Here is a 21,975-nt window from a genome sequence, read left to right as displayed (position 1 = left end):
CGCCACAACCCCCGGCGAGGCTGAAATCAGCCCCGCCGGCGTTTGAGGCGCGGGCGCGGTAGCGCCGTAGGGGGTCAGGGGCGGAGCCCCTGGGAACGGTGGAAGGGCGGGGAGGGGCAAGCCCCGCGCAGCGGCGGAGCACCGGCAGAGGACCCACCGGCCCCCGCAACGCGAACCGGCCCCGCCCCGCATCCGCCGGACGGAGTCCGGCGCAGCGGCGCGTGAAGAAGGCTTACAGGTACGGGCCGGAGCGGACCGCGCCGTGGGGGCCGTCTTCGTCGTCGTCGTGGGAGCCGCCCGGCGGAAGGGCCCGGCGCATCTGCTCCAGCTGGGCCCGCGCCGCCATCTGCTGCGCGAACAGGGCCGTCTGGATGCCGTGGAAGAGGCCTTCCAGCCACCCCACCAACTGCGCCTGTGCGATGCGCAGTTCGGCCTCGGAGGGGACCGCTTCCTCCGTGAAGGGGAGGGAGAGGCGCTCCAGTTCCTCCACCAGCTCCGGCGCCAGGCCGTCTTCGAGTTCCTTCACCGACGCCGCGTGGATGTCCTTCAGACGGACCCGGCTGGCCTCGTCCAGAGGAGCTGCGCGGACTTCTTCCAGAAGTTGCTTGATCATGCTGCCGATGCGCATGACCTTGGCGGGCTGTTCGACCATCTCCGTCACCGGGACCTCGCGCGACTCGTCATCGGTGCCGCCGACCGCCGTCCCGTCCTGGCCCACGATCAGCACGTGCGGGGGGCTGTCCTGCGACCGTTCACTCCTCGGCATCTCCATGCCGTCATTCTCTCGCACACCTGCGTACTCACACGGTGTGCCCCCGTACGGGCGTGATCCACCCTGTACGGGGGCACCGGGATCAGCCCGCCGCCCGCCGCGCCAGTGCGCCGCTCGACCGGGTGACCAGCGCGGCCAGCAGCGCCGCGCCCAGCGGGACGAGGACCAGCAGGCCGGCGAGGGTGTCCCAGGGCACCGCGATCGGGACGTACAGCTGGGTGTCCTGCGCCGAGGTGTAGCCCTTGTCGAGGGCGTACTCGATGAGCCGCCGCTGTTCCCGCTCCTGGGTGAGGCGGAGTCCGACCGCCGGCAGGATTCCCGCCGCCGAGCCGAGGACCACGCCCATCAGGGCCACCACCCCGCACTGGAAGCCGCTGAGCGTGCGCCGTACGCGCGGGGCCGCGCCGACCGCCGCCAGGGTCTTCAGGTCGGCCTCGGAGTCGGCCTGGGCCAGGCCCGTCGCGATGCCTGCGGCGCCGATGGTGACGAGCCCCGCGAAGACGCTCAGGGCGAGCAGGCCCAGGGTGTGCTGCGGCTGGTAGCCCTCCTCGATCTTCACCTCGGCGTCGGCACCCATCCGTTCGATCTCCCCGTCCAGCCGCTGCCGTTCCTCGGTGCCCGCCTTCCGGTCGAGGCTGAAGTACGCGCCCGCCGCGGCGGTGGCGAGCCCGGCGGAGCGGGCGGCGGCGGGCGGCAGGACCAGGTCGACGCCCCAGCTGTCGGCACCGGCGGGCGCCTGGTGGACGGCGAACACCTTGTCCTGGCCGGGCGGGTCGGCGCGCCGGTCGGCGGCTTCGTCGGCGGCTGCCTGGTCGGTGATGAGCCGCAGGGTCACCTTCCCGTCCTTGACCTGGTTGCGGTTGAAGGAGACGGGCCGGCCCTCCTTCAGCGCGGTCGCGGAACCCGGGTCGGAGACGGCCAGCACCTGGAGCAGCTTCTCGTCGGCGACGAGGACGGGGAAGGGGGTGCCCCAGCGCCTCACCACGCACCGCGGGTCCTGCCGCAGCGCACGGGCCTGGTCCGGCGGGAAGGAGTCGGAGCCGTGCTCGGCCTCGAAGAGCGGGCAGCGCTGCTCCTTGGGGACCATGACCTCGACCCGCCCGCATCCCGGGGCGGGGGAGCGCGGCGAGCAGTTCGGGCTGCCCACGACGAGCCGGTCCACATCGGCGCGCACCGCCAGCGGCAGGTTCTTCGCGAGGGTCTCGCGCAGGGCCGGTACGTCCCGGTGGCCGGCGTTGTCATTGGTCGTCAGGAAGCCCGCGTTGGCGGGGAGTACGGCCTCGTACTCGTGCCGCTGCTGGACCTCCTGGCTGTGCTGGTACGTGGACACCGCCACCGTCCCGGCGACGGCGGCCAGCACGGCGGCCACGGCCGGGGCCGTGCGCCCGCGGTTGCGGACGGCGTCGCGCAGCGCGAGCCGCGGCGACAGCGGGAGCCACCGCCCGAGCCGCCCGAACAGGCCGACCAGCAGCGGGGTGAGGGCGACGACGCCCAGTTCGGCGAGGGCGCTGCCGCCCATCACGAAGGTGGTGTTGACCCGGTACCGGCTGCCGTACACGACGATCGCCGCACCGGCGGCGACGGCGAGGATCCCGATGACGGGCAGCACCCGGTTGGCGCGGCGCACTCCGCGCCGGCCGGTGAGCGAGGCCAGCACGGTCTGCCGGGAGGCCGTGACGGCGGGGGCGACGGCGGCCAGCAGGCCGGTCACCACGGCGAGCAGGGCGATGCCCAGCAGCTCCAGCGGGCGGACTTCGAAGCCGCCGAAGCGGGCGCCGAGCTGCTCCTCCAGTACGGGCCGCAGCCCGAGGGTGAGGGCCGTGCCGACCGCGGTGCCGAGGACGGCGGCCGCGGCGCCGAGCACGATGCCGCCGGAGAGGACGACGGCGCGGATGTGCCGCCGGTCGCCGCCGTTGGCGCCGACCAGGCCCAGCTGGCGGCGCGAGCGCCGGGCGCCGACCGCGAAGGCGGGTCCGGCGAGCAGGCAGATCTCCAGCATGGCGAGGCCGATGACGGTGACCAGGATGGCCTTCCGGGTCATCGTGCCGCCGTCCTGCATGCCGAACTGGTCCTTCGGCTGCTGCTTGAACAGCGGGACGTCGGAATCGGCCGGCGGGTGCAGGGCGACGGTGCGGGAGAGCACGAGCGCGCCCCGCTTGTTGGCCTCCTGGACCATGTTCCACGTGAAACCATCACCGCCCACCCCGACGAGGTAGGTGGCCCGGGGGGTGATCCCGGGTGCCCCGGTGGCCTTGAGCTCCTTGTCGAGGGGGTCGAGCAGGCTGCCCGGCAGGGCGAGCAGTTCGGTGCGCGCGAGCCGGCTCGGCATCTCGTACGCGCCCACGATCCGGTACGAGGACGTGGCGCCGCGCGGGGCCGCGGTCGAGCCCACGTACAGGCCGGAGGCCTTCAGGAAGGCGGTGGTGGCGATGACCTCGCCCGGCCCCTCGGGCAGGCGCCCGCGGTCGAGCGTGACCAGGCCCCGGGTCAGCGGGTCGTGCACGTCGAGCTCGCGCAGGTCCGTCCCGAGCAGCCCGTGCGCGGTGTGCACCTTGGCGAAGCCCCGGCGGTCCTCGGCGGACCGGATCCCGGGCGGCAGCGCGGACTTGAGCGGCAGCTCGTCCGTCTCGCGGCCGGGGCGGTAGCTGTCGTAGCCGCCGACGGGGGCGTACTGCTCGCCGTTGGGGTGCTGGTAGATCGGTCCGTTCGTGCCGCCCGGGCTGATCCGGGCGTCCGCGGTGCCGAGCTCGCGGTCCATCCGCTGCCCGGTGGAGAGGTCGGCGCTGCGGTAGGTGAGGTCGATGGCGCTCATCCCGACGATGGGCAGGGCGAGCATCGCGAGGACCAGGGCGCTGCGGCCCTTGGCGCGCCAGGCGTCGCGGCGGGCGATGCGCAGGGCGGCGATCCAAGAGTGGTACCAGGCGGTGAGCGGGGAGGTCACAGGCCGGCCGCCCGACCGGAGAGCAGCGAGTCGGCCTGGCTGCGCAGGGTCTCGTCGACGACGCTGCCGTCGCGCAGGAAGACGACCCGGTCCGCCCAGGCGGCGAAGCGGGGTTCGTGCGTGACGAGGACGCCGGCGGCGCCCGCGTCGCAGCGGGTGCGCAGCAGCGCGAGGACGGACTCGCCCGTCTCGGAGTCGAGGGCGCCGGTGGGTTCGTCGGCCAGGACCAGGCGGCGTTCGCCCACCAGGGCGCGGGCGATGGCCACGCGCTGCTGCTGGCCGCCGGACATCTCGTCGGGGAAGCGGTCGGCGAGCTGGGGCAGGCGTATCTCCTCCAGCGCGGCGAGGGCCGCGCGGCGGGCCTTGCGGGCGGAGGTCCCGTCGAGTTCGAGGGGCAGGGCCACGTTCTCGGCGGCGGTGAGGGCCGGGATCAGGTTGTAGTCCTGGAAGACGTAGCCGATGCTGCGCCGGCGCAGGGCGGCCAGCTGCCGGCGGGAGGCGGTGGTGATGTCGACGCCCTCGACCAGGACGCTGCCGCTGGTGGGGGTGTCGAGCCCGCCCGCGAGGGTGAGCAGGGTGGACTTGCCGGAGCCGGACGGGCCCATGACGGCGACGAGTTCGCCGGGGTGGACGCTGAGGTCGATCCCGCGCAGGGCGTGCACCTCGGTGGCGCCGCTGCCGTGGGTGCGGACGAGGCGGTCCAGCCGGAGTACGGGGTGCGAGCTGTGCTGGTCGGGCATGAGGGGTCCCCTCTGGAGCGTCGTTCAGCCGCGCCGCGTGCGGGCGGCGGGGCTGGTGGTGCCGGTGGTGGCCGCGGGTCCGGCGGCGGGTGCGTCCGTCCGGCCGGTCGCGGACCCCGGACGGGCCGCGGTTGCGGGGCCGGTCGCGGCGGCGGGTCCGGGCGGGTCGGCCGGGCCGAGCGCGGCCAGCCTGACGAGCCGGGACTCGGAGTGGTCGAGCCAGCGGGCCTCGGCCTCGGTCTGGAAGATCAGCTGTTCCAGGACCAGCAGCCAGGCGAGGTCGTCGCGTTCGCGGGACTGCCCGCTCTCGATGGCGGCGAGGGCCCCGGCCTTGAGCCGCGTGTAGTCCTGCATCGCCTTGAGCGTGGCGTGCCGTTGGGCCTGGATGACGGCGCGGATGTCCACGCCGGGCGCGCCCACGGCCATGGCGAGCTTGATGGACAGCTCGTCGCGGGGCGGGTTGGTGCGGTCGACGGGCCGCTCGTACCAGTCGTGCAGTTCGGCGCGGCCGTGGTCGGTGATGGCGTAGAGGGTGTGGCCGGCGTGGTCCTCGCCGTCGGGGGCGACGAGGCCGTCGCGCTCCAGGCGGGCCAGCGTGGTGTACACCTGCCCGACGTTGAGCGGCCAGGTGGAGCCGGTGCGGGATTCGAACTCGGTGCGCAGCTGGGAGCCGTAGCGCGGGCCGCGTTCCAGGAGTGCGAGAAGGCCGTGACGGATCGACATACTCAGTATGTATACCGAGTATGCTCGTCTTCGCAAACACCCCGCCCCCGGCGCGGCCGCCCTATCGGCCCCGCCGCAGCCGCACGCCCATGTACCCGATCCCCAGCCCCATCAGGGCCAGTCCGGTGCCCAGCGGGAGCAGGTGTGCGGCCAGGTCGGCGGCCCGTTCGTTGGGCTCGGTCCCGAGTGCGTTGACCGAGTCGGCGGCCGGGTCCGTGGCGGGGTCCGTGGCGGACTCGGCGGCCGGATCGGTGGCGGGTCCCGTGGTGGGGGCCGGCGGGCTCGCAGCGGTCTCCGGCCGTGGCGCGACGGGCCGCGCGGCGGTCTCCGGCCGCTCCTGCGCCGGCTGGAGCGGACGCGCCGGGCGGGCCGGGTGCACCGGTCGGGAGGCGGTGGCGAAACCGGGGTCGGGAGTCGCGTCGACGGGCCGCCCGGGGTGCTCCCGCGCGACGCCCGCGGCGCTGCCGGCGAGCTCCTCGTACGCCTCGTGGGGGACTCCCCCGACGGTCGGCGGGAGGTGCCCCCAGGCCACCCGGGCGGCGGGCGCGGGCGCGGCGGCGGCCGGGGTGCGGGCGGGGGCCGCTCCCGCGGGCGCGGCGGCCAGCAGCGCGGCGGCGGCCAGTGAGGCCCCGGCGGCCCAGTGCGGCGGGCGGAGGCGTCGAGTCACGGGGTGCCCCTCCCCTTCCGTGCGGCCCGGACGTCCGGTGTCGGAGCGCCGCACTCAGGTTTGCATAGTGGGGCAAACCGGGCATCCCGAGCGGTCTGTCAGGGTGTCCGGGACGCGGGGACCACCGGTCCGGCGGAACCCGGCCGGGCGACGGTGCCCGGCCGGGCGACGGTGTCCGGCCGGGAACCAGAACGTCCCCGGCCGGAGTGCTCCGGCCGGGGACGTGTGCCTGCTGCGTGCCTACTGGGGGTTGCCGGTGGAGACGACCAGGGTGAACTTCGTGTCCCCCTTGGCCACGTCGCTCCCGGACGCCGGCAGCTGCTCCAGGACGGTGTCCTGGCCGTAGACGGCCTCGTCGCGGTCCTGGATCTCGAAGCTCCAGCCCGCGGCCTGGATGCACTCCTTCACCGAGCGCAGGTTCTTGTACCGGAAGTCCGGGGCCACCACCTTGGTGGCGTCCTTGTAGGACTTCGACGGGCTCTTGCACTTCTCCACGTCGATCGTGCGCGAGGTGTCCGGCCCCTTGTGGCCGGGCTTCGCCGAGCCGGACGCAGAGGCGGAGGCCGAGGTGGCGGGGCCCGCGGTGTCGTCCTTCTCGCCGTCGTCCATGTTCAGCACCGCGATCAGACCGCCGATGGCCAGCAGGGCCACCACGACGGCGCCGACCACGACCGGGGTGTTCTTCTTCCCGCCGCCCGAGTGGCCCGCCGGGGCGGCCGTCGGGGCGGGCGAGATGGTGAACGGCGGCGGGGTCTGCGGGGCGTACTGCTGCTGCGCCGGCGGCGGGGTGTGCGGGTACGCGTAACCGCCCTGCTGGGCCTGCTGCGGCTGCTGGTGCGTCTGCGGCGCGTACGGGGACGGCGGCGTGTGGGCCTGGTACGGCTGCTGGACCGACTGCGGCGGCGCCTGGAACCCGGAGTCCACCGGCGGGAAGACGGCCGAGCCCACGCCCGCCCCGCTGCCGCCGACCGCCGCGCCCGGGACGATGACCGGGGCGCCGGTCTGGCCGGCCGACATCACGCGGATGATCTCGTCCCGCATGGCCGCGGCCGTGGGGAAGCGCTCGTTCGGGTTCTTCTTCAGCGCCCGCGCCACCAGCGCGTCCATCGCCGGGGTGATCGACCGGTTGACGGTCGACGGAGCCACCGGCTCCTCCTGGACGTGCGCGTACGCGATGGCCAGCGGGGAGTCCGCGTCGAAGGGGATCCGGCCCGTCAGCAGCTGGAACAGCATGATGCCGACCGAGTACAGGTCGGAGCGGGCGTCCACGCCGCGCCCCAGTGCCTGCTCGGGCGAGAGGTACTGGGGGGTGCCGACGACCATGCCGGTCTGCGTCATCGAGGTGACCCCCGACTGCATGGCGCGGGCGATGCCGAAGTCCATCACCTTGACCACGCCGCGCTTGGTCATCATCACGTTGCCGGGCTTGATGTCGCGGTGGACCAGGCCCATCTCGTGGCTGGTCTCCAGGGCGGCCAGCACGTCGGACGTCACCTTCAGCGCCTTGTCGGCCGGCATGGCGCCGTACTGGCGCACGTCCGCGTCGAGGACCGAGCCGAGCGGCTGACCCTCCACGTACTCCATGACGATGTACGGCATGACCGCTTCGTCCCCGCCGCCGGAACCGAAGGTGACGGTTCCCTCGCCGGTGTCGAAGACCGAGACGATGTTGGTGTGCGACAGTTTCGCAACAGCCTGCGCCTCGCGCCGGAAGCGCTCGCGGAAGGACGCCTCGCGCCCGAGTTCGCTGTGCAGGGTCTTGATCGCGACCTGGCGGTCGAGCGCGGAGTCGTACGCGAGGTAGACGGAGGCCATGCCCCCCTCGCCCAGCAAATCCCTTAGCTGGTAACGGCCACCGGCCAGGGAGCCGCCTGCGTACCGGCCCTGCGTGCCGTCCTGGCTCATGACTGTTGCTTCCCCTCGGGCTGTTTCCCTACGCGTCTGGCTGAGCGCATGTCGCGCCCAGTCTGCCGGAGGGCAAGCACACGTCAAGCCGGTGCCCGCTGCGTGACCGCAGGCCTACGGGGCGTCTGTAGCCGAACGGTGACGGGTTCAGAGGCTGTAGCGTTCAGTCGGAGCACCCGATGAGGACCCACCGCTAGAGCGGACGAGAGAGACGACGGCGAGGACTGATGGCACCCGAACCCGAGGGAAACGGCGCCGGGATGGCCGACGGTCCTGAGCACTGGGGCGCGGGCGGTCTCGTGGGGGACGGCCGCTACCGGCTGACCCACCGCCTGGGCCGCGGCGGCATGGCCGAGGTGTTCGCGGCCGAGGACGTGCGGCTGGGCCGCACCGTGGCCGTGAAGCTGCTCCGCGCCGACCTGGCCGAGGACCCGGTGTCCAAGGCCCGCTTCACCCGTGAGGCACAGTCGGTCGCCGGCCTCAACCACCACGCCGTCGTCGCCGTGTACGACTCCGGCGAGGACCGGGTCGGCCCGAACGTGGTCCCGTACATCGTGATGGAGCTGGTCGAGGGCCGCACCATCCGCGAGCTCCTCATCAGCGCCGAGGCCCCCGGGCCCGAGCAGGCCCTCATCATCGTGTCGGGCGTGCTCGAAGCGCTCGCCTACTCGCACCAGCACGGCATCGTGCACCGCGACATCAAGCCCGCCAACGTCATCATCACCAACACCGGCGCGGTCAAGGTGATGGACTTCGGCATCGCGCGCGCCCTGCACGGCGCGCAGTCGACGATGACCCAGACCGGCATGGTCATGGGCACCCCCCAGTACCTGTCGCCCGAGCAGGCCCTCGGCAAGGCCGTGGACCACCGCTCCGACCTGTACGCCACCGGCTGCCTGCTCTACGAACTCCTCGCGCTGCGGCCTCCCTTCACCGGCGAGACCCCGCTGTCGGTGGTCTACCAGCACGTCCAGGACGCGCCGGTGCCGCCCTCGCAGCTGCCCGAGGGCGCCTCGATCCCGCAGGAGCTCGACGGCCTGGTCATGCGCTCCCTCGCCAAGGACCCGGACGACCGGTTCCAGAGCGCCGAGGAGATGCGCGGGCTCGTCGGGTACGCGCTCCAGATGCTCCAGGACCAGGGTCCGAACACCGGCACCTGGAACACCGGCCCCGTCACCATGGCGCTCCCGCACGGCCAGCCCGGCGGCGCGCCCACCACGGCGATGGCCCCCGCCCACAACGGCGGCCCGCGCCCGCAGTACCCCTCGCACGCCACGACCTCGCAGTTCCAGCAGCCGATGGTGCCCCCGCTGAACCCGGACGACGGCACGGCCTTCCCGGGCGGCGGCAACCACGGCGGCGGCCAGGGCGGGCACGGCGGCTACGACCCCTACGACAACGGCCGGCGCGGCGGCGCCTGGAAGGCCTGGCTCTTCGCGGTGCTCGCGGTCCTCGCGATCGCCGGCGGTGTCGCGTACGCGGTCAAGAGCGGCGGCCTCGGCGTGGGCGGCGGCGGCAACAAGCCGAAGACCAGCACCAGCTCGCCCGCCCCCTCGCAGAGCAGCGGCAGCACGCCGGACACCCCGTCGACCTCGCCGAGCGAGGACGGCGGCTCGCACACCGGCGAGACCTGGAAGCCGACCCCGAGCCGGCCCAAGAACACGCCGAGCAACACCCCGTCGACCCCGTCCACGGTCCCCTCGACGCCGAAGACCAGCCCGTCGGCGGACCCGACGACGAAGCCGACGCTCCCGACGGACCAGCCGACCAAGCCGACCACGCCCACGGGCGGCGGAAGCCCGGCGACCGTCGAATAAGAGACCGAGGAAAGGCCCGGAGGAAGTAATTCCGCCGGGCCTTTTCCCTGTCCGGCGCCAACTGTCCGGCGCCGACTGTCCGGCGCCCGCTCAGAGGGCGTGCAGGTAAGGGCGGTCCGGGGCGCCTTCGCGGGTCTCGCCGGTCGGGTACCCGGGCAGCGTGTGCACGGTGACGAGCTGCGGTTCGATGCGCATGTAGACGGGGTCGAACACTTCTCCGTCCACGAAATGCGGCCCCGGACCGAATAGTTCCAGTTCTGCCGTGGTCGGTTCGACCAGTTCCGCCGTACCGGTGAACTGCACCGTCCACAACGCGGCCTCACCGGAATTGAAGTTGTCCGCCCCGTAGGCGACGACACTGCCGGCGCACGCCTGGTGGTACCCGAAACCGCTGTGCATTCTCAGCAGGACCCTGCCGTCCACCACGATGTGGCGGGCGACGGCGAGGAAGGGGAGCGCGCGCATGCTGGTGGCGACCCGGCCGTAGGGCACGCGGCGCAGCAGTTCGATGGCGTGGGAATCCTCTGGGGACATGCAGCCACTCTCGGGCACCGGCGGAGCGCCGGACAGAGGATCCCGCCCTGATGATCGGGGACGTTGGTCCCGAATTGAACAGTGCGCCCGGGGGAACCGGACGACCACGGGGCGTCACGGTCGAGAACCGCTCAAGAGTCGGTCGAACACCGGTCGAGGCGGCCCTTCGCACCGCCTCGACCTGCGCCGGAACGTGCTAGCGCTTCTCCGCCTGGAGCCGGGCCACGTAGGCGGCGGCCTGGGAGCGGCGCTCCATGCCCAGCTTGGACAGCAGGCTGGAGACGTAGTTCTTGATGGTCTTCTCGGCCAGGTGCAGCCGCTCGCCGATGACCCGGTTCGTCAGGCCCTCGCCGATCAGGTCGAGGATCTTGCGCTCCTGGTCGGTGAGGTTGGCGAGCCGGTCGTCACCCTTGCCGTTCTTGCCGTCGCGCAGCCGTTCGAGCACGCGCGCGGTGGCCACGGGGTCCAGCAGGGACTTGCCGGCCGCCACGTCGCGCACGGCGCTGAGCAGCTCGTTCCCGCGGATCGCCTTGAGGACGTAGCCGGACGCGCCCGCCATGATCGCGTCGAACAGCGCCTCGTCGTCGGCGAACGAGGTGAGCATCAGGCACTTGATGTCCTCGTCCTGCGAACGCACCTCGCGGCAGACCTCGACACCGCTGCCGTCCGGCAGGCGTACGTCGAGGACCGCGACGTCGGGGCGGGTGGCGGGAATGCGGACCAGGGCGTCGGCGGCGGTACCGGCCTCGCCGACGATCTCGATGTCCTCTTCGACCGACAAAAGCTCATGAACGCCCCGACGTACCACTTCGTGGTCGTCCAGGAGAAATACCTTGATTTTTCCGTCTTCGCGCACAAACTCATCTTCACACACTCACCTCTTCCCTGCCGCGGTTACCCGGGATAACGTGCCGTTGTTCCGGCCCCCTGCAAGGCTGTGACCAGTGGATGTTCCCCAGGCGGCCGATTTACTTGGATATCCAAGCAAAAACGCAGGTCAAACGGGGTTTCGCAGTTATGCGTCGCACTGGGTAACGTGCTGTGCGCAGGGCACTCGCCGGGGCACCTGTCACGCCTGAATCCGTTACGCGCCGTGCACCCACCCCGTGCACGGGTACGGACGCAGGTGAGCCGCACTGGTCCCCGGAGAACCCGGGTGCCGGACCGACGGAGGAGCACACGTGACCGTGGAGAGCACTGCCGCGCGCAAGCCGCGACGCAGCAGCGGCACCAAGCGGGCGGCCGGCGCGGCGAGCGCCCGCAAGACCGCCGCTGCCACCGCACAGCCGCACGACGCCGAGCCTCAGCTCGTACAACTGCTGACGCCCGAGGGTGAAAGGGTCGAGGTCGAGGGCAACCCCGACATCGCGGAATTCGCGCCCTTCGTCGCGGACATCACCACCGAGGACCTGCGGGCGCTGTACCGCGACATGGTCCTCACCCGCCGCTTCGACGGTGAGGCGACCGCGCTCCAGCGCCAGGGCGAGCTGGGCCTGTGGGCCTCGCTGCTGGGCCAGGAGGCCGCGCAGATCGGCTCCGGCCGGGCGCTCCGCGACGACGACTACGTCTTCCCGACCTACCGGGAGCACGGCGTGGCCTGGTGCCGCGGCGTCGACCCGACGAACCTGCTCGGCATGTTCCGCGGTGTGAACCACGGCGGATGGGACCCGAACACCAACAACTTCCACCTGTACACGATCGTCATCGGCTCGCAGACGCTGCACGCCACCGGCTACGCCATGGGCGTGGCCAAGGACGGCGCCGACTCGGCCGTGATCGCGTACTTCGGCGACGGCGCGTCCAGCCAGGGCGACGTCATGGAGGCCTTCAACTTCTCCGCCGTCTACAACTCCCCCGTGGTGTTCTTCTGCCAGAACAACCAGTGGGCGATCTCCGAGCCGACCGAGCGCCAGATGCGCGTGCCGCTCTACCAGCGCGCCCAGGGCTTCGGCTTCCCGGGCATCCGCGTCGACGGCAACGACGTCCTGGCCTGCCTCGCGGTCACCCGCTGGGCGCTGGACCGCGCCCGCCGCGGCGAGGGCCCGGCCCTGATCGAGGCGTTCACGTACCGCATGGGCGCCCACACCACCTCCGACGACCCGACCAAGTACCGGCTCGACGAGGAGACGGCGGCCTGGGAGGCGAAGGACCCGATCCTGCGCCTGAAGGCCCACCTGCTGGCCACCGGGGGCGCCGACGAGGCGTTCTTCGAGGAGCTGGAGGCCGAGAGCGAGACGATGGGCAAGCGGGTGCGCGAGGTCGTGCGCGCCATGCCCGACCCCGACACGATGGCGATCTTCGAGAACGTCTACGCGGACGGGCACGCGCTCGTCGACGAGGAGCGCGCCCAGTTCGCCGCCTACCTCGCGTCCTTCGAGGAGGGTCACTGATGGCTGTCGAGAAGATGTCGATCGCGAAGGCGCTCAACGAGTCGCTGCGCAAGGCCATGGAGAACGACCCCAAGGTCCTGATCATGGGAGAGGACGTCGGCAAGCTCGGCGGCGTCTTCCGCATCACCGACGGGCTCCAGAAGGACTTCGGCGAGGAGCGGGTCATCGACACCCCGCTCGCCGAGTCGGGCATCGTCGGCACCGCCATCGGCCTGGCCCTGCGCGGCTACCGGCCGGTCGTGGAGATCCAGTTCGACGGCTTCGTCTTCCCCGCGTACGACCAGATCGTCACGCAGCTCGCGAAGATGCACGCCCGCGCCCTCGGCAAGATCAAGCTGCCGGTCGTCGTGCGCATCCCGTACGGCGGCGCGATCGGCGCCGTCGAGCACCACAGCGAGTCCCCCGAGGCGCTCTTCGCGCACGTGCCGGGCCTGAAGGTGGTCTCCCCGTCGAACGCCGCCGACGCCTACTGGATGCTCCAGCAGGCGATCCTCAGCGACGACCCGGTGATCTTCTTCGAGCCGAAGCGCCGCTACTGGGACAAGGGCGAGGTCGACACCGAGGCCATCCCGGGCGAGCTGCACACGTCGCGCGTCGTCCGCTCCGGCACGGACCTGACCCTGGCCGCGTACGGCCCGATGGTGAAGGTCTGCCTGGAGGCCGCCGCCGCGGCCGCCGAGGAGGGCAAGTCGGTGGAGGTCCTGGACCTGCGCTCGATGTCGCCGATCGACTTCGACGGGATCCAGGCGTCGGTGGAGCGGACCCGCCGGCTGGTCGTGGTCCACGAGGCCCCGGTCTTCCTCGGTACCGGTTCGGAGATCGCCGCCCGCATCACGGAGCGGTGCTTCTACCACCTGGAGGCGCCGGTGCTGCGCGTCGGCGGCTTCCACGCCCCGTACCCGCCGGCCCGCCTGGAGGACGAGTACCTGCCCGGCCTGGACCGCGTGCTCGACGCCGTCGACCGCTCGCTGGCGTACTGAGGAGATCAGCGCGATGACGATCCGCGAATTCAAGATGCCCGACGTGGGCGAGGGCCTGACCGAGGCCGAGATCCTCAAGTGGTACGTCCAGCCGGGTGACACGGTCACCGACGGGCAGGTCGTCTGCGAGGTGGAGACCGCGAAGGCGGCCGTGGAGCTGCCGATCCCCTTCGACGGAGTGGTGCACGCGCTGCTCTTCGAGGAGGGCGTGACGGTCGACGTCGGCCAGGTCATCATCTCGGTGGAGACCGGTGCCGGTGCCTCCGGCGGTGACGCGGCCGAGGCCCCGGCCGTCGCGGCCGCCGCCCCGGCGGGCCCGGAGGCCGCCGAGGAGCCGGCGCCCGAGGGCCGCCAGCCCGTGCTGGTCGGCTACGGGGTCTCCCAGGCCTCCAGCAAGCGCCGGCCCCGCAAGGCCCCCGCGGCCGCCGTGGCCGCCCCGGTGGCGGCCGTCCCGGCCCCGGCCGCGCCGGTCGTACCGGCGGCTCCCGTCGTGCCCGCTCCGGCGGCGCAGAACGGCACCGCGTACGCCAACGGCAGCGCCAACGGCGTGGCCACCGGTGAGCGCCCGCTGGCGAAGCCGCCGGTGCGCAAGCTCGCCAAGGACCTCGGCATCGACCTGGCCTCGGTGGTCCCCACCGGTGACGGCGGGGTCGTGACCCGGGAGGACGTGCACGCCGCCGCGGCGGCCGCGCTCGCCCCGCAGGCCCCCGTCCAGGCCCCGGCGGAGGCCCCGGCCGTGGCGGCCTCCGTCCCGGCTCCGGCCGCGGCGCCGGTGTCCGAGACGGGCGCGCGGGAGACCCGCATCCCGGTCAAGGGCGTCCGCAAGGTCACCGCGCAGGCCATGGTGGGCTCGGCCTTCACCGCGCCGCACGTCACGGAGTTCATCACCCTCGACGTGACCCGCACGATGAAGCTGGTCCAGGAGCTCAAGGAGGACCCGGACCTCGCCGGTCTGCGGATCAACCCGCTGCTCCTGATCTCCAAGGCCGTCCTCATCGCCGTCCGCCGCAACCCGGAGGTCAACGCCTCCTGGGACGAGGCGGCCCAGGAGATCGTGCTCAAGCACTACGTCAACCTGGGGATCGCGGCGGCCACCCCGCGCGGCCTGATCGTCCCGAACATCAAGGACGCGCACGCCAAGAGCCTGGCGGAGCTGTCGACGGGCCTGTCCGAGCTGGTCGCCACGGCCCGCGAGGGCAAGACCTCCCCGGCCGACATGCAGAACGGCACCCTCACCATCACCAACGTCGGCGTCTTCGGCGTCGACACCGGTACGCCCATCCTGAACCCCGGCGAGTCCGCGATCCTCGCGGTCGGCGCGATCAAGCTCCAGCCGTGGGTCCACAAGGGCAAGGTGAAGCCGCGCCAGGTCACCACCCTGGCCCTGTCGTTCGACCACCGCCTCATCGACGGTGAGCTCGGCTCCAAGTTCCTCGCGGACATCGCGGCGGTACTGGAGCACCCGCGCCGGCTGATCACCTGGTCGTAGCGGAACCCGGGGCAAGAACCCCCGACGGCCGGTCCCTCCTCCGCGGGACCGGCCGTCGGGCGTTTCCCGGGCCCCTGTTCCCCGGGGGAAACCCCCTGGTCACGGGCGGGGGCCGGTGTGATCATGGGCGTGATGAGATTTCGCGCTGCCACCGCAGACCCCGCAGACCTCGACCGCGCCCAGGCCCACCCGGCCGACGGCCCCGTCGCCGCCCTGACCCCCGACCGGATCCGCGAGGAGTTCGCGGGGAACCGGATGCGTCCCGAGTGGACCTGGTTCGCCGAGGACGGCGACGGCCGGGTGCTGGCCCGTGCCCTGTGGTGGGGGCGCGCCGACAGCGAGCGGCCGGTCGCCCTCGACTGCCTCCAGGTCCGCGCGTCGGTCGCCGACCCGGCCGCGCTGGCCGCCGGCCTGCTGGAGGCCGGCCACGCCGCCTTCGGCAGTCGTCCGGGCTACAACATCTCCCTGCCCCGCGACTGGCGGACCCGCCCCGGCCTCGCCGAGGCGGTGGCGTGGCGGCGGGAGGCCGCGTACCGGGCCGGCCTCACGAGGGAGATCGAGCGGCTGCGCTACGAGTGGACCCCGGATGCGGGGACGGCGGAGCCGACCGGGAGGCTGGTCTTCCGCGAGGGCACCGACGAGGAGTTCCTCGATGCCTTCGCCCGGCTCTCGCGCGGCAGCCTGGACCTGGCGACGCAGCACGAACTCGCGGACCTGAGCGAGGAGGAACTCGCCCGCGAGGACTTCGCGTTCTACCGCGACTGCCCCGGCGAGCGCTCCTGGTGGCGCCTCGCCCACCTCCCCGACGGCACCCTCGCCGGGCTGGCCGTCCCCTCCGCGACGCCCTACCACCGCAACGTCGGCTACCTGGGCGTGGTCCCCGAGCAGCGCGGCAAGGGCCTGATCGACGAGGTGCTCGCCGAGATCACCCGATTCCACGCCGCCGCGGGCGCCGAGCGGATCACCGCGACCACCGACACCGTGAACCTCCCGATGGCCGCCGCCTTCGACCGGGCCGGCTACGGGGTCACCGAGATCCGCCTCGTCCTGGAGGCCCCGCCCGGCGGCTGAGGCGGTAGCCTCCCGGCCATGCCGTTCGCCGAGTTGCAGGTGTATTGCGTGGAGCAGGCCGACGTCACCGGCGGGGTGTGCCTCGTGCGGTGCGTCGGCGGGGTGGCACGGGCCGGACAGGTGTACGCGGCGGGGGAGTCGAGGCTCTGGCTGCGCGGGATAGAGCGCCACGGCCGCCGGGCCGAGTCCTTCGGCGCGGGCCACACGGCGCGGGTCCGCCTCGCGGGCGCGGTCGTCGCACTGCTGAGCCGGGGCCAGGTGCTGACCTGCGTACCCCCGGACGGACACGGCCTGGCGGAACTGGAGGCCTGGCTTGCCGACGGGCCGCCGCTGACGGACGAGCCGCACCCGCGCACCCTGCGCAGCCTCGCGGTGGGCGGGATGCAGGACGACCTGCTGCCGGACGCGACGCGGCTGCGCTGGGGCCGGCTGGCGGTGGCCGCGGCCCACCGCTGCGCGGCGGCCGAGGGGGCGTCCGACCTGGTCCGGGGGATCGAGCTGGCCTTCGTACGCGGCTACCTGCTGCGGGAGTTCGGGCCCGGTCCCGGCGGCGACCCGGCCGCCGTGGCCCGGGAGGCGCTCGCGCTGGTGGACCTCACCCCGGCGGAGGCGGCCGCGCGGGCGCGCGTCTGGCGCGAGCTGCCGCGCGCGGAGATCGTGCACCTGCGCCACCTCAAGAACCTGCTGCGCCGGGCGGGCGCCGCCCGGCCGCACCTGGTGGACGGGGACCCGCAGGCCGTGGCGCTGGACGCCTGGTCGCGGGTGCGTCCAGGGCTGCCCTAGGCGCGGTCCGGGCCGGGGGCGTCATCCGGCCCGGTAGGCGCGCACGAACGCGGCCACCCCGCCGGTGAGGAGGCGTTCGGTCTCCTCCTCGGGCAGGGGCAGCAGGCCGTAGTGGGACTGCTGCACGATCTGGTGCGCGGTCATGGCCGTGAAGTGCAGGCCGGCCAGGTCCGCGTCGCCGTGCACGTCGAGCAGCCCGGCGGCGGCGAGTCCCTCCATCGCCTCGGCGAGGGCGCGGGCGACGGGGCGCGGCCCGGCCTCCTTCCACGCCTCCAGCACGTCGGCCGGTACGTGGTTGACCTCGGCGTGGATGTGCCGGACCAGCGCGAAGTGGTCGGAGTGCTCGAACATCGCGCGGACCAGCGCGCGGGCGAGGGCCGTCAGATCGCGTTCCAGATTGTCAGGGTGGGGCGGGCGCGCGGGGTCGAACAGGGTCCGCACCTGGGCGATGTGGGTGTCGCGGACCTCCCCCGAGGTCCAGGTGACGACGGTCGCGAAGAGCTCCGCCTTGCCGCCCGGGAAGTGGTTGTAGAGCGTCCTGGTCGAGACGCCGGCGGCCTCCGCGAGCGCGTCGACGGAGGCGCGCGCGTACCCCTCGCGGCCGAATACCGCGCAGGCCGCTTTTGCGAGGGCGATCCGCTTCGCGAGCTTCCGCGGGGAGACCTCGGGCTGTACCTCTGCTGCCCGGGCGTCCGCCGCCCGGCCGTCGTTGCTGCCGTCCACTCCAGCCTCCTCAATTTTTTACAACGGGCGTTGCACTTTCTACAACGACCGTTGTAGTTTACCGGAGCGGAGGCCGCACCGGGCGGCCCGTCCGCTTCCAAGGGGGATCATCATGTCCGTACGCGAAACAGTCCCGGACGAGCCGCTGCGCGTGGCCGTCGTCATCGGCAGCGTCCGCGAGGGCCGCCGGGGCCCCGCCGTCACCGACTGGTTCCTGAGCTCCGCCGCCGCCCACCACACCGGCCTCGACTTCGACGTCATCGACCTCGCCGACGTCCCGCTCCCGCTGGCCATGCCCGACTGGGGCGGCTCCCCGGACCCGGCGACGGCCGCCGCGCTCGACGGGGTCAGCCCGCGCCTCGCCGCCGCCGACGCGTTCGTCCTCGTCACCCCCGAGTACAACCACAGCTTCCCGGCCGTACTGAAGAACCTCATCGACTGGCACCGGGCCCAGTGGCACGCCAAGCCCGTCGGCTTCGTCTCCTACGGCGGGGCGGGCGGCGGCCTGCGCGCCGTGGAGCAGCTCCGGCTGGTCTTCGCCGAGATGCACGCCGTGACCGTCCGGGACTCCGTGAGCCTGCACGGCCCGTGGTCCGGCCTCGGCCCGGACGGCGTCCCGCGCGACGCGGTCGTCACCGAGAGCGCCGCCAAGAACATGCTCGGCCAGCTGGACTGGTGGGGACGGGCACTGCGGACCGCGCGCGCGACCACGCCCTACGAGGGCTGAGGGAGCCGGACGCCGTGAACACCGCACCCTCCTCCACCTCCGCGGCCCCCCGCGAAGGGGCCGCCCCCGGCTCCGGTGCCTTAGGCAGGACGATCGCCGTCGTCATCACCGGCTCGGTGATGGCCGTCCTCGACATGACCATCGTCAACGTCGCCCTCGGCCGGCTCTCCGAGGCCTTCCGCGCACCGCTGGAGACCATCCAGTGGACCGCCACCGCCTACACCCTCGCGCTCGCCGCCGTCATCCCGACCGCGGCGTGGGCCATGGGCCGGCTCGGAGCCAAGCGCACCTACCTGACCGCCCTCGTCCTCTTCACCCTGGGCTCCCTGCTCGCCGCCTGCGCCTGGAACGCGGGCAGCCTGATCGCCTTCCGCGCCCTCCAGGGCCTGGGCGGCGGCCTGCTGATGCCGGTGGGCATGACCATGGTCATGCGGACCGCCGACCGGGCCCGGATGGGCCGGGCGATGGCCCTGCTCGGGCTGCCGATCCTGGTCGGCCCGGTGGCCGGCCCGATGCTCGGCGGATGGCTCGTCGACTCCGCCTCCTGGCAGTGGATCTTCCTGGTCAACCTGCCCGTCGGCGCGGCCGCCCTGGCGCTCGCCGCGAAACTCCTCGCACCCGACGCCCCCGCCGACCCCGCGTCGGCGCCCCGGCTGGACGTCCCCGGACTGCTGATGCTCTCCCCGGGCCTGGCCCTGCTGCTGTTCGGGCTCTCCCGGGGCGGCGAGGGCGGCGACTTCACCGCCCCCGGCGCGCTCCTGCCCACCCTGGCCGGCGCGGTCCTCGCCGCCGCCTTCGTACGGCGCGCCCTCAAGGTGCGCGCACCGCTGCTGGACCTGAGGCTGCTGGGCGACCGCACCTTCGCCGCCGGCATCACCACCCTCGCCTTCTTCACCTGCGGCTACTTCGGGTCGATGCTGCTGGGCCCGATGTACTTCCAGCAGGGGCGGGGGCTGAGCGCGAGCGCGGCCGGCCTCCTCGTCGCCCCCGTCGGGCTCGCCGTCGGCGTGACCATGCAGATCGCCTCGCGGCTCGTCGACACGGTCCCGCCGCGCCGGCTGATCCCGGCCGGGGCGCTGGTGGGCGCCCTCGGCATGGCGGCGACCGCCCTGCTGGCCGGCACCGAAGGGGTGCCGGTCTGGCAGGTGGTCGGCGCGGGGCTGGTCATGGGCGTCGGCGCCGGCATCGTCCTGATGCCGACGATGACCACCGCCAGCCGCGACCTGCCCGCCGAGCGGATGGCCGCGGCGAGCACCGCACTGAGCATCAATTCCCAGCTGTGGGCCTCGGTCGGGACGGCGCTGCTGTCCGTCCTCCTCGGCGGGACGGGCGTGGGCCCCGACGGCTTCCGCCTCGCCTACGGAGCCGCGGCCGTCCTGCTGGCCCTGGCCGTGGTCCCGGCCCTGCGGCTGCCGGGGCGGCGCCCCTAGGAGGCGTTGCCGAGCACCTTGGACGGGGTGATGCGCACGACCACGCGCACGGCCCCGTCGGAGGTGTCCCCGTACTCCTTGCCGGCGCCCGGCCCCAGGTACTCCTCGGCGATCCGGAGCGCCACGGCCCGGCCGGTGTCCTCGGTCAGGGTGGCGGTGCCGCGGATCTCCGCGTAGGAGTAGGGGTTGGCCAGGTCGAAGACGGTGAGGCCGACCCGCGCGTCGCGGGCGATGTTCCGCTCCTTGCGGCGGCCCCGCTCGGTGGAGACGAGCAGGTCGTCGCCGTCCCGGGACACCCAGACCACCGAACTCTGCGGACTGCCATCGGGGTTGAGGGTGGAGAGCACCGCCGGGTGCGGGGAGTCGAGCAGCTGTCGTACGGCATCGTTCAGCGCAATCGTCATACCCGTGACGGTAGTTCGCACGGGCGCGGACGCCACGCCTTTTCGCCGCGGACCGCGCCTACTACCCGAAGTCGGCCCCGGGCGCGGTCACTCCCAGGGGATGTTCCGGTACGGGCTGGCCGGATCGGTGGTGAGGGTCAGATGGGTGGCGAGCGAGGACCCGTACCAGCGCCCGAACTCCTCCTCGTCGAAGTGCAGGCAGCGCCCCAGCGCGTACCCGGCGGAGAACTCCTCCCACGAGCGGTACGCCTCCCGGGCCGCCGTACCCGCGCGGAGCACGGCCCGCTCGGCATCCTCCAGGCTCCCGTAGCGGGCGGCGACCCCCCAGCGGGCCATCTGGGAGGCCCGGCCCAGGTCCCAGGCGCGCACCGAGCGCACCCAGCCGTCCCCGGGCAGCAGCCCGTCGGCGCGGAAGCGCTGCTCGTAGCGGGCGATGCGGCCGATGAGCCGCCGCACCCCGGCGATCTCCCCCTCGACCTCCGCGACGGGACGGGGCGCGGCCACGGTCACCCCGTCGGGGGTGAGCTGCGGCTCGGCGGCCTTCTCGGCACCGTGGCGCAGGCTGGCCTCGGCGGCGTCGCGCCAGTGCTCGACGGCGACGGGCCCGGCGGAGTCGGCGGCCATGACGCGGCGCACGCGCAGTGCGTACTCCCAGACGGGACTGACGATCTCGGCGTTCAGCATCCGCTGGAGCACGCCGAACCAGCCGCCGGGGTCCGTGACGCCCCAGGACCTGCGCAGCCGGTCGCGTTCGTGGGTGTAACCGTTGCCGTGGTGGGCCAGGGCGTTCCAGAACTCCCCGCCGGACACCGAGAGGTGCGCCCCGAGGGCCAGTCCGTGCGCGACCGGCCCGTGCAGCGGCCCGCCGGTGTGCAGGGCGTGCAGCGCGCCGGGGGTCAGGCCCCAGGAGGGGGCGGCGTCCCAGTGCGCGCGCCAGCGGGCCCGGTCGGCGGGGCCGGTGGTCAGGTACGCCTCGGCGGGCGTGCCGGGGTTCACGGCGAGGTGCGCGGGGTCCCGGTGGTCCCAGGCGTCCGCGAACCAGGCGAGGCTCTGGCGCAGGAACACGGTGTCCGGGCCGGGGGCCGGGAGCATACCCCGGGTGTAGACGGCGAGCCCGGCGGGGCCGGGGTGGAAGCGGGCCGAGCGGGGATCGGCGTCGACGTCGGCGCGGGGCTGCGGCAGGAACAGCTCGGCGCGCGCGAGGCCATCCAGGTAGCCCGCCCAGTCGCCGCGCCGCTTGGCCTCGTACAACTCCCTCTCGATCGCACTCGGCGCCGTCCAGCCATCCATACGGGGGACCTTATACGGGCCCCGGGAGCGCGCACTCGGCCCACACGGTCTTCCCGACCACGCGCTGTGACGCCCCCCACCGGTGCGCGACGGCCTCCACGATCCGCAGCCCGCGCCCGTACTGCTCCTCGTCGGACGCCGCTCGCGGCTCGGGCCACCGCTCGCCCTTCGGGTCGGTGACCGCGATGCGGAGCACTGCTCCGTCGAGCTGCACCTCGACCCGGATGTACCGGTCCCGCACCGCCCCGTGCAGCAGCGCGTTGGTGACGAGCTCGCTGGTCAGCAGCGCCACGTCCGAAGCCACCCGTGGCTCCCCCCACGCCACGGCCAGCCACGCGGCCCACCGCCGGGCGGCGGGTACGGAGTCCTGGCGGGGCGGGTAGTTGCGGACGCCGTAGCGGGTGAGGGTGGTCATGGCACCTCCTGGTCGGGCGGTGGCCTGCCGGTGCCCGTGCGGGGGCGTGCCGGTGCGCTTCCGCCAACTCTGCCTGTGCGGTGAGCAGTTCGTCACCGACGGTAGGGGTACCGTTGGTGCGGCGGCAAGCTCTTCCGGAGATATCTATCCCCAGGGAGTAGTTGTGTCCCTCCT

At 73.5% G+C, this 21,975-nt stretch carries 20 protein-coding genes; 8 read left to right on the top strand and 12 right to left on the bottom strand.

Annotated elements, in window-relative coordinates; genetic code table 11:
* Positions 1-232: 232 nt before the first annotated feature.
* From ACIPW5_RS35785 to ACIPW5_RS35760, 6 genes are all read right to left on the bottom strand, one after another.
* Positions 233-772 carry a bacterial proteasome activator family protein gene (locus tag ACIPW5_RS35785; protein WP_401254360.1) on the bottom strand — a complete coding sequence of 180 codons (540 nt, stop codon included), beginning with the start codon at positions 770-772 and terminating at the stop codon, positions 233-235.
* Positions 773-854: 82 nt separating this feature from the next.
* Positions 855-3,608 (bottom strand): FtsX-like permease family protein, encoded by a 2,754-nt coding sequence (locus ACIPW5_RS35780; RefSeq protein WP_401254372.1) that lies wholly within the window; start codon positions 3,606-3,608, stop codon positions 855-857.
* A 101-nt stretch (positions 3,609-3,709) separates the two neighbouring features.
* A complete protein-coding gene (locus ACIPW5_RS35775) occupies positions 3,710-4,453 on the bottom strand; it encodes an ABC transporter ATP-binding protein (protein ID WP_401254357.1) in 744 nt (247 codons plus the stop codon).
* Between the two features lie 24 nt (positions 4,454-4,477).
* A complete protein-coding gene (locus ACIPW5_RS35770) occupies positions 4,478-5,176 on the bottom strand; it encodes a PadR family transcriptional regulator (protein ID WP_401254354.1) in 699 nt (232 codons plus the stop codon).
* A gap of 61 nt (positions 5,177-5,237) precedes the next feature.
* Positions 5,238-5,843, bottom strand: coding sequence for a hypothetical protein (locus ACIPW5_RS35765; RefSeq protein ID WP_401254351.1), 606 nt, complete (start codon positions 5,841-5,843; stop codon positions 5,238-5,240).
* A gap of 240 nt (positions 5,844-6,083) precedes the next feature.
* The gene (locus tag ACIPW5_RS35760; protein ID WP_401254348.1) at positions 6,084-7,748 is read right to left on the bottom strand and encodes a protein kinase; all 1,665 of its coding nucleotides are present in this window, start codon (positions 7,746-7,748) and stop codon (positions 6,084-6,086) included.
* 227 nt (positions 7,749-7,975) lie between these two features.
* On the opposite strand from ACIPW5_RS35760, the gene ACIPW5_RS35755 reads away from it, so the two are divergent.
* Positions 7,976-9,565 (top strand): protein kinase, encoded by a 1,590-nt coding sequence (locus ACIPW5_RS35755; RefSeq protein ID WP_401254345.1) that lies wholly within the window; start codon positions 7,976-7,978, stop codon positions 9,563-9,565.
* A 90-nt stretch (positions 9,566-9,655) separates the two neighbouring features.
* Here the strand turns inward: ACIPW5_RS35755 and ACIPW5_RS35750 are convergent, their stop codons facing one another.
* Both ACIPW5_RS35750 and ACIPW5_RS35745 read right to left on the bottom strand, forming a co-directional pair.
* On the bottom strand, positions 9,656-10,099 hold the full coding sequence (locus tag ACIPW5_RS35750; RefSeq protein WP_401254342.1) for a pyridoxamine 5'-phosphate oxidase family protein: 444 nt from the start codon (positions 10,097-10,099) through the stop codon (positions 9,656-9,658).
* 196 nt (positions 10,100-10,295) lie between these two features.
* Positions 10,296-10,955, bottom strand: coding sequence for a response regulator transcription factor (locus tag ACIPW5_RS35745; RefSeq protein WP_362460883.1), 660 nt, complete (start codon positions 10,953-10,955; stop codon positions 10,296-10,298).
* Between the two features lie 325 nt (positions 10,956-11,280).
* Here ACIPW5_RS35745 and pdhA point away from each other — a divergent pair, with 325 nt between their 5' ends.
* From pdhA to ACIPW5_RS35720, 5 genes are all read left to right on the top strand, one after another.
* Positions 11,281-12,489: a pyruvate dehydrogenase (acetyl-transferring) E1 component subunit alpha gene (gene pdhA / locus ACIPW5_RS35740; protein ID WP_401254338.1), complete on the top strand. Its 1,209-nt coding sequence runs from the start codon at positions 11,281-11,283 to the stop codon at positions 12,487-12,489.
* Entirely contained in the window at positions 12,489-13,469 is a 981-nt protein-coding gene (locus ACIPW5_RS35735) for an alpha-ketoacid dehydrogenase subunit beta (RefSeq protein WP_401254335.1), read from the top strand. Before pdhA ends, ACIPW5_RS35735 begins: the two co-directional genes overlap by 1 nt.
* A 13-nt stretch (positions 13,470-13,482) precedes the next feature.
* Complete coding sequence (locus ACIPW5_RS35730) at positions 13,483-14,958, top strand: dihydrolipoamide acetyltransferase family protein (RefSeq protein ID WP_401254332.1); 1,476 nt, start codon at positions 13,483-13,485, stop codon at positions 14,956-14,958.
* A 132-nt stretch (positions 14,959-15,090) separates the two neighbouring features.
* Positions 15,091-16,029: a GNAT family N-acetyltransferase gene (locus ACIPW5_RS35725; RefSeq protein WP_401254329.1), complete on the top strand. Its 939-nt coding sequence runs from the start codon at positions 15,091-15,093 to the stop codon at positions 16,027-16,029.
* 18 nt (positions 16,030-16,047) lie between these two features.
* On the top strand, positions 16,048-16,812 hold the full coding sequence (locus tag ACIPW5_RS35720; RefSeq protein ID WP_401254327.1) for a hypothetical protein: 765 nt from the start codon (positions 16,048-16,050) through the stop codon (positions 16,810-16,812).
* A 21-nt stretch (positions 16,813-16,833) separates the two neighbouring features.
* On the opposite strand, the gene ACIPW5_RS35715 is transcribed toward ACIPW5_RS35720, so the two are convergent.
* A complete protein-coding gene (locus ACIPW5_RS35715; RefSeq protein ID WP_401254324.1) occupies positions 16,834-17,535 on the bottom strand; it encodes a TetR/AcrR family transcriptional regulator in 702 nt (233 codons plus the stop codon).
* A 112-nt stretch (positions 17,536-17,647) separates the two neighbouring features.
* Between ACIPW5_RS35715 and ACIPW5_RS35710 the strand changes: the two genes are divergently transcribed.
* A complete protein-coding gene (locus ACIPW5_RS35710) occupies positions 17,648-18,262 on the top strand; it encodes an NADPH-dependent FMN reductase (protein ID WP_401254322.1) in 615 nt (204 codons plus the stop codon).
* Positions 18,263-18,276: 14 nt separating this feature from the next.
* Entirely contained in the window at positions 18,277-19,692 is a 1,416-nt protein-coding gene (locus tag ACIPW5_RS35705) for a DHA2 family efflux MFS transporter permease subunit (RefSeq protein WP_401254319.1), read from the top strand.
* On the opposite strand, the gene ACIPW5_RS35700 is transcribed toward ACIPW5_RS35705, so the two are convergent.
* From ACIPW5_RS35700 to ACIPW5_RS35690, 3 genes are all read right to left on the bottom strand, one after another.
* Entirely contained in the window at positions 19,689-20,096 is a 408-nt protein-coding gene (locus ACIPW5_RS35700) for a PPOX class F420-dependent oxidoreductase (RefSeq protein WP_401254316.1), read from the bottom strand. The two genes, ACIPW5_RS35705 and ACIPW5_RS35700, sit on opposite strands and share 4 nt — an antisense overlap.
* Positions 20,097-20,183: 87 nt before the next feature.
* On the bottom strand, positions 20,184-21,386 hold the full coding sequence (locus ACIPW5_RS35695; RefSeq protein ID WP_401254313.1) for a DUF1266 domain-containing protein: 1,203 nt from the start codon (positions 21,384-21,386) through the stop codon (positions 20,184-20,186).
* Between the two features lie 10 nt (positions 21,387-21,396).
* The gene (locus ACIPW5_RS35690; protein ID WP_401254310.1) at positions 21,397-21,801 is read right to left on the bottom strand and encodes an ATP-binding protein; all 405 of its coding nucleotides are present in this window, start codon (positions 21,799-21,801) and stop codon (positions 21,397-21,399) included.
* Between the last annotated feature and the right edge of the window lie 174 nt (positions 21,802-21,975).

The sequence above is a fragment of the Streptomyces sp. NPDC090077 genome (genome assembly GCF_044747545.1).
In the GTDB taxonomy this organism is placed as follows: Bacteria; Actinomycetota; Actinomycetes; order Streptomycetales; family Streptomycetaceae; genus Streptomyces.
This window is presented reverse-complemented; position numbering and strand designations above follow the sequence as displayed.

Coding starts and splice junctions, on each gene's coding strand:
- ACIPW5_RS35735 (WP_401254335.1), top strand. CDS start 12,489: ATGGCTGTCGAGAAGATGTCGATCGCGAAGGCGCTCAACGAGTCGCTG.
- ACIPW5_RS35710 (WP_401254322.1), top strand. CDS start 17,648: ATGTCCGTACGCGAAACAGTCCCGGACGAGCCGCTGCGCGTGGCCGTC.
- ACIPW5_RS35720 (WP_401254327.1), top strand. CDS start 16,048: ATGCCGTTCGCCGAGTTGCAGGTGTATTGCGTGGAGCAGGCCGACGTC.
- ACIPW5_RS35780 (WP_401254372.1), bottom strand. CDS start 3,608: ATGCTCGCCCTGCCCATCGTCGGGATGAGCGCCATCGACCTCACCTAC.
- ACIPW5_RS35755 (WP_401254345.1), top strand. CDS start 7,976: ATGGCACCCGAACCCGAGGGAAACGGCGCCGGGATGGCCGACGGTCCT.
- ACIPW5_RS35785 (WP_401254360.1), bottom strand. CDS start 772: ATGGAGATGCCGAGGAGTGAACGGTCGCAGGACAGCCCCCCGCACGTG.
- ACIPW5_RS35695 (WP_401254313.1), bottom strand. CDS start 21,386: ATGGATGGCTGGACGGCGCCGAGTGCGATCGAGAGGGAGTTGTACGAG.
- ACIPW5_RS35700 (WP_401254316.1), bottom strand. CDS start 20,096: ATGACGATTGCGCTGAACGATGCCGTACGACAGCTGCTCGACTCCCCG.
- ACIPW5_RS35770 (WP_401254354.1), bottom strand. CDS start 5,176: ATGTCGATCCGTCACGGCCTTCTCGCACTCCTGGAACGCGGCCCGCGC.
- ACIPW5_RS35690 (WP_401254310.1), bottom strand. CDS start 21,801: ATGACCACCCTCACCCGCTACGGCGTCCGCAACTACCCGCCCCGCCAG.
- ACIPW5_RS35730 (WP_401254332.1), top strand. CDS start 13,483: ATGACGATCCGCGAATTCAAGATGCCCGACGTGGGCGAGGGCCTGACC.
- ACIPW5_RS35760 (WP_401254348.1), bottom strand. CDS start 7,748: ATGAGCCAGGACGGCACGCAGGGCCGGTACGCAGGCGGCTCCCTGGCC.
- ACIPW5_RS35775 (WP_401254357.1), bottom strand. CDS start 4,453: ATGCCCGACCAGCACAGCTCGCACCCCGTACTCCGGCTGGACCGCCTC.
- ACIPW5_RS35725 (WP_401254329.1), top strand. CDS start 15,091: ATGAGATTTCGCGCTGCCACCGCAGACCCCGCAGACCTCGACCGCGCC.
- ACIPW5_RS35750 (WP_401254342.1), bottom strand. CDS start 10,099: ATGTCCCCAGAGGATTCCCACGCCATCGAACTGCTGCGCCGCGTGCCC.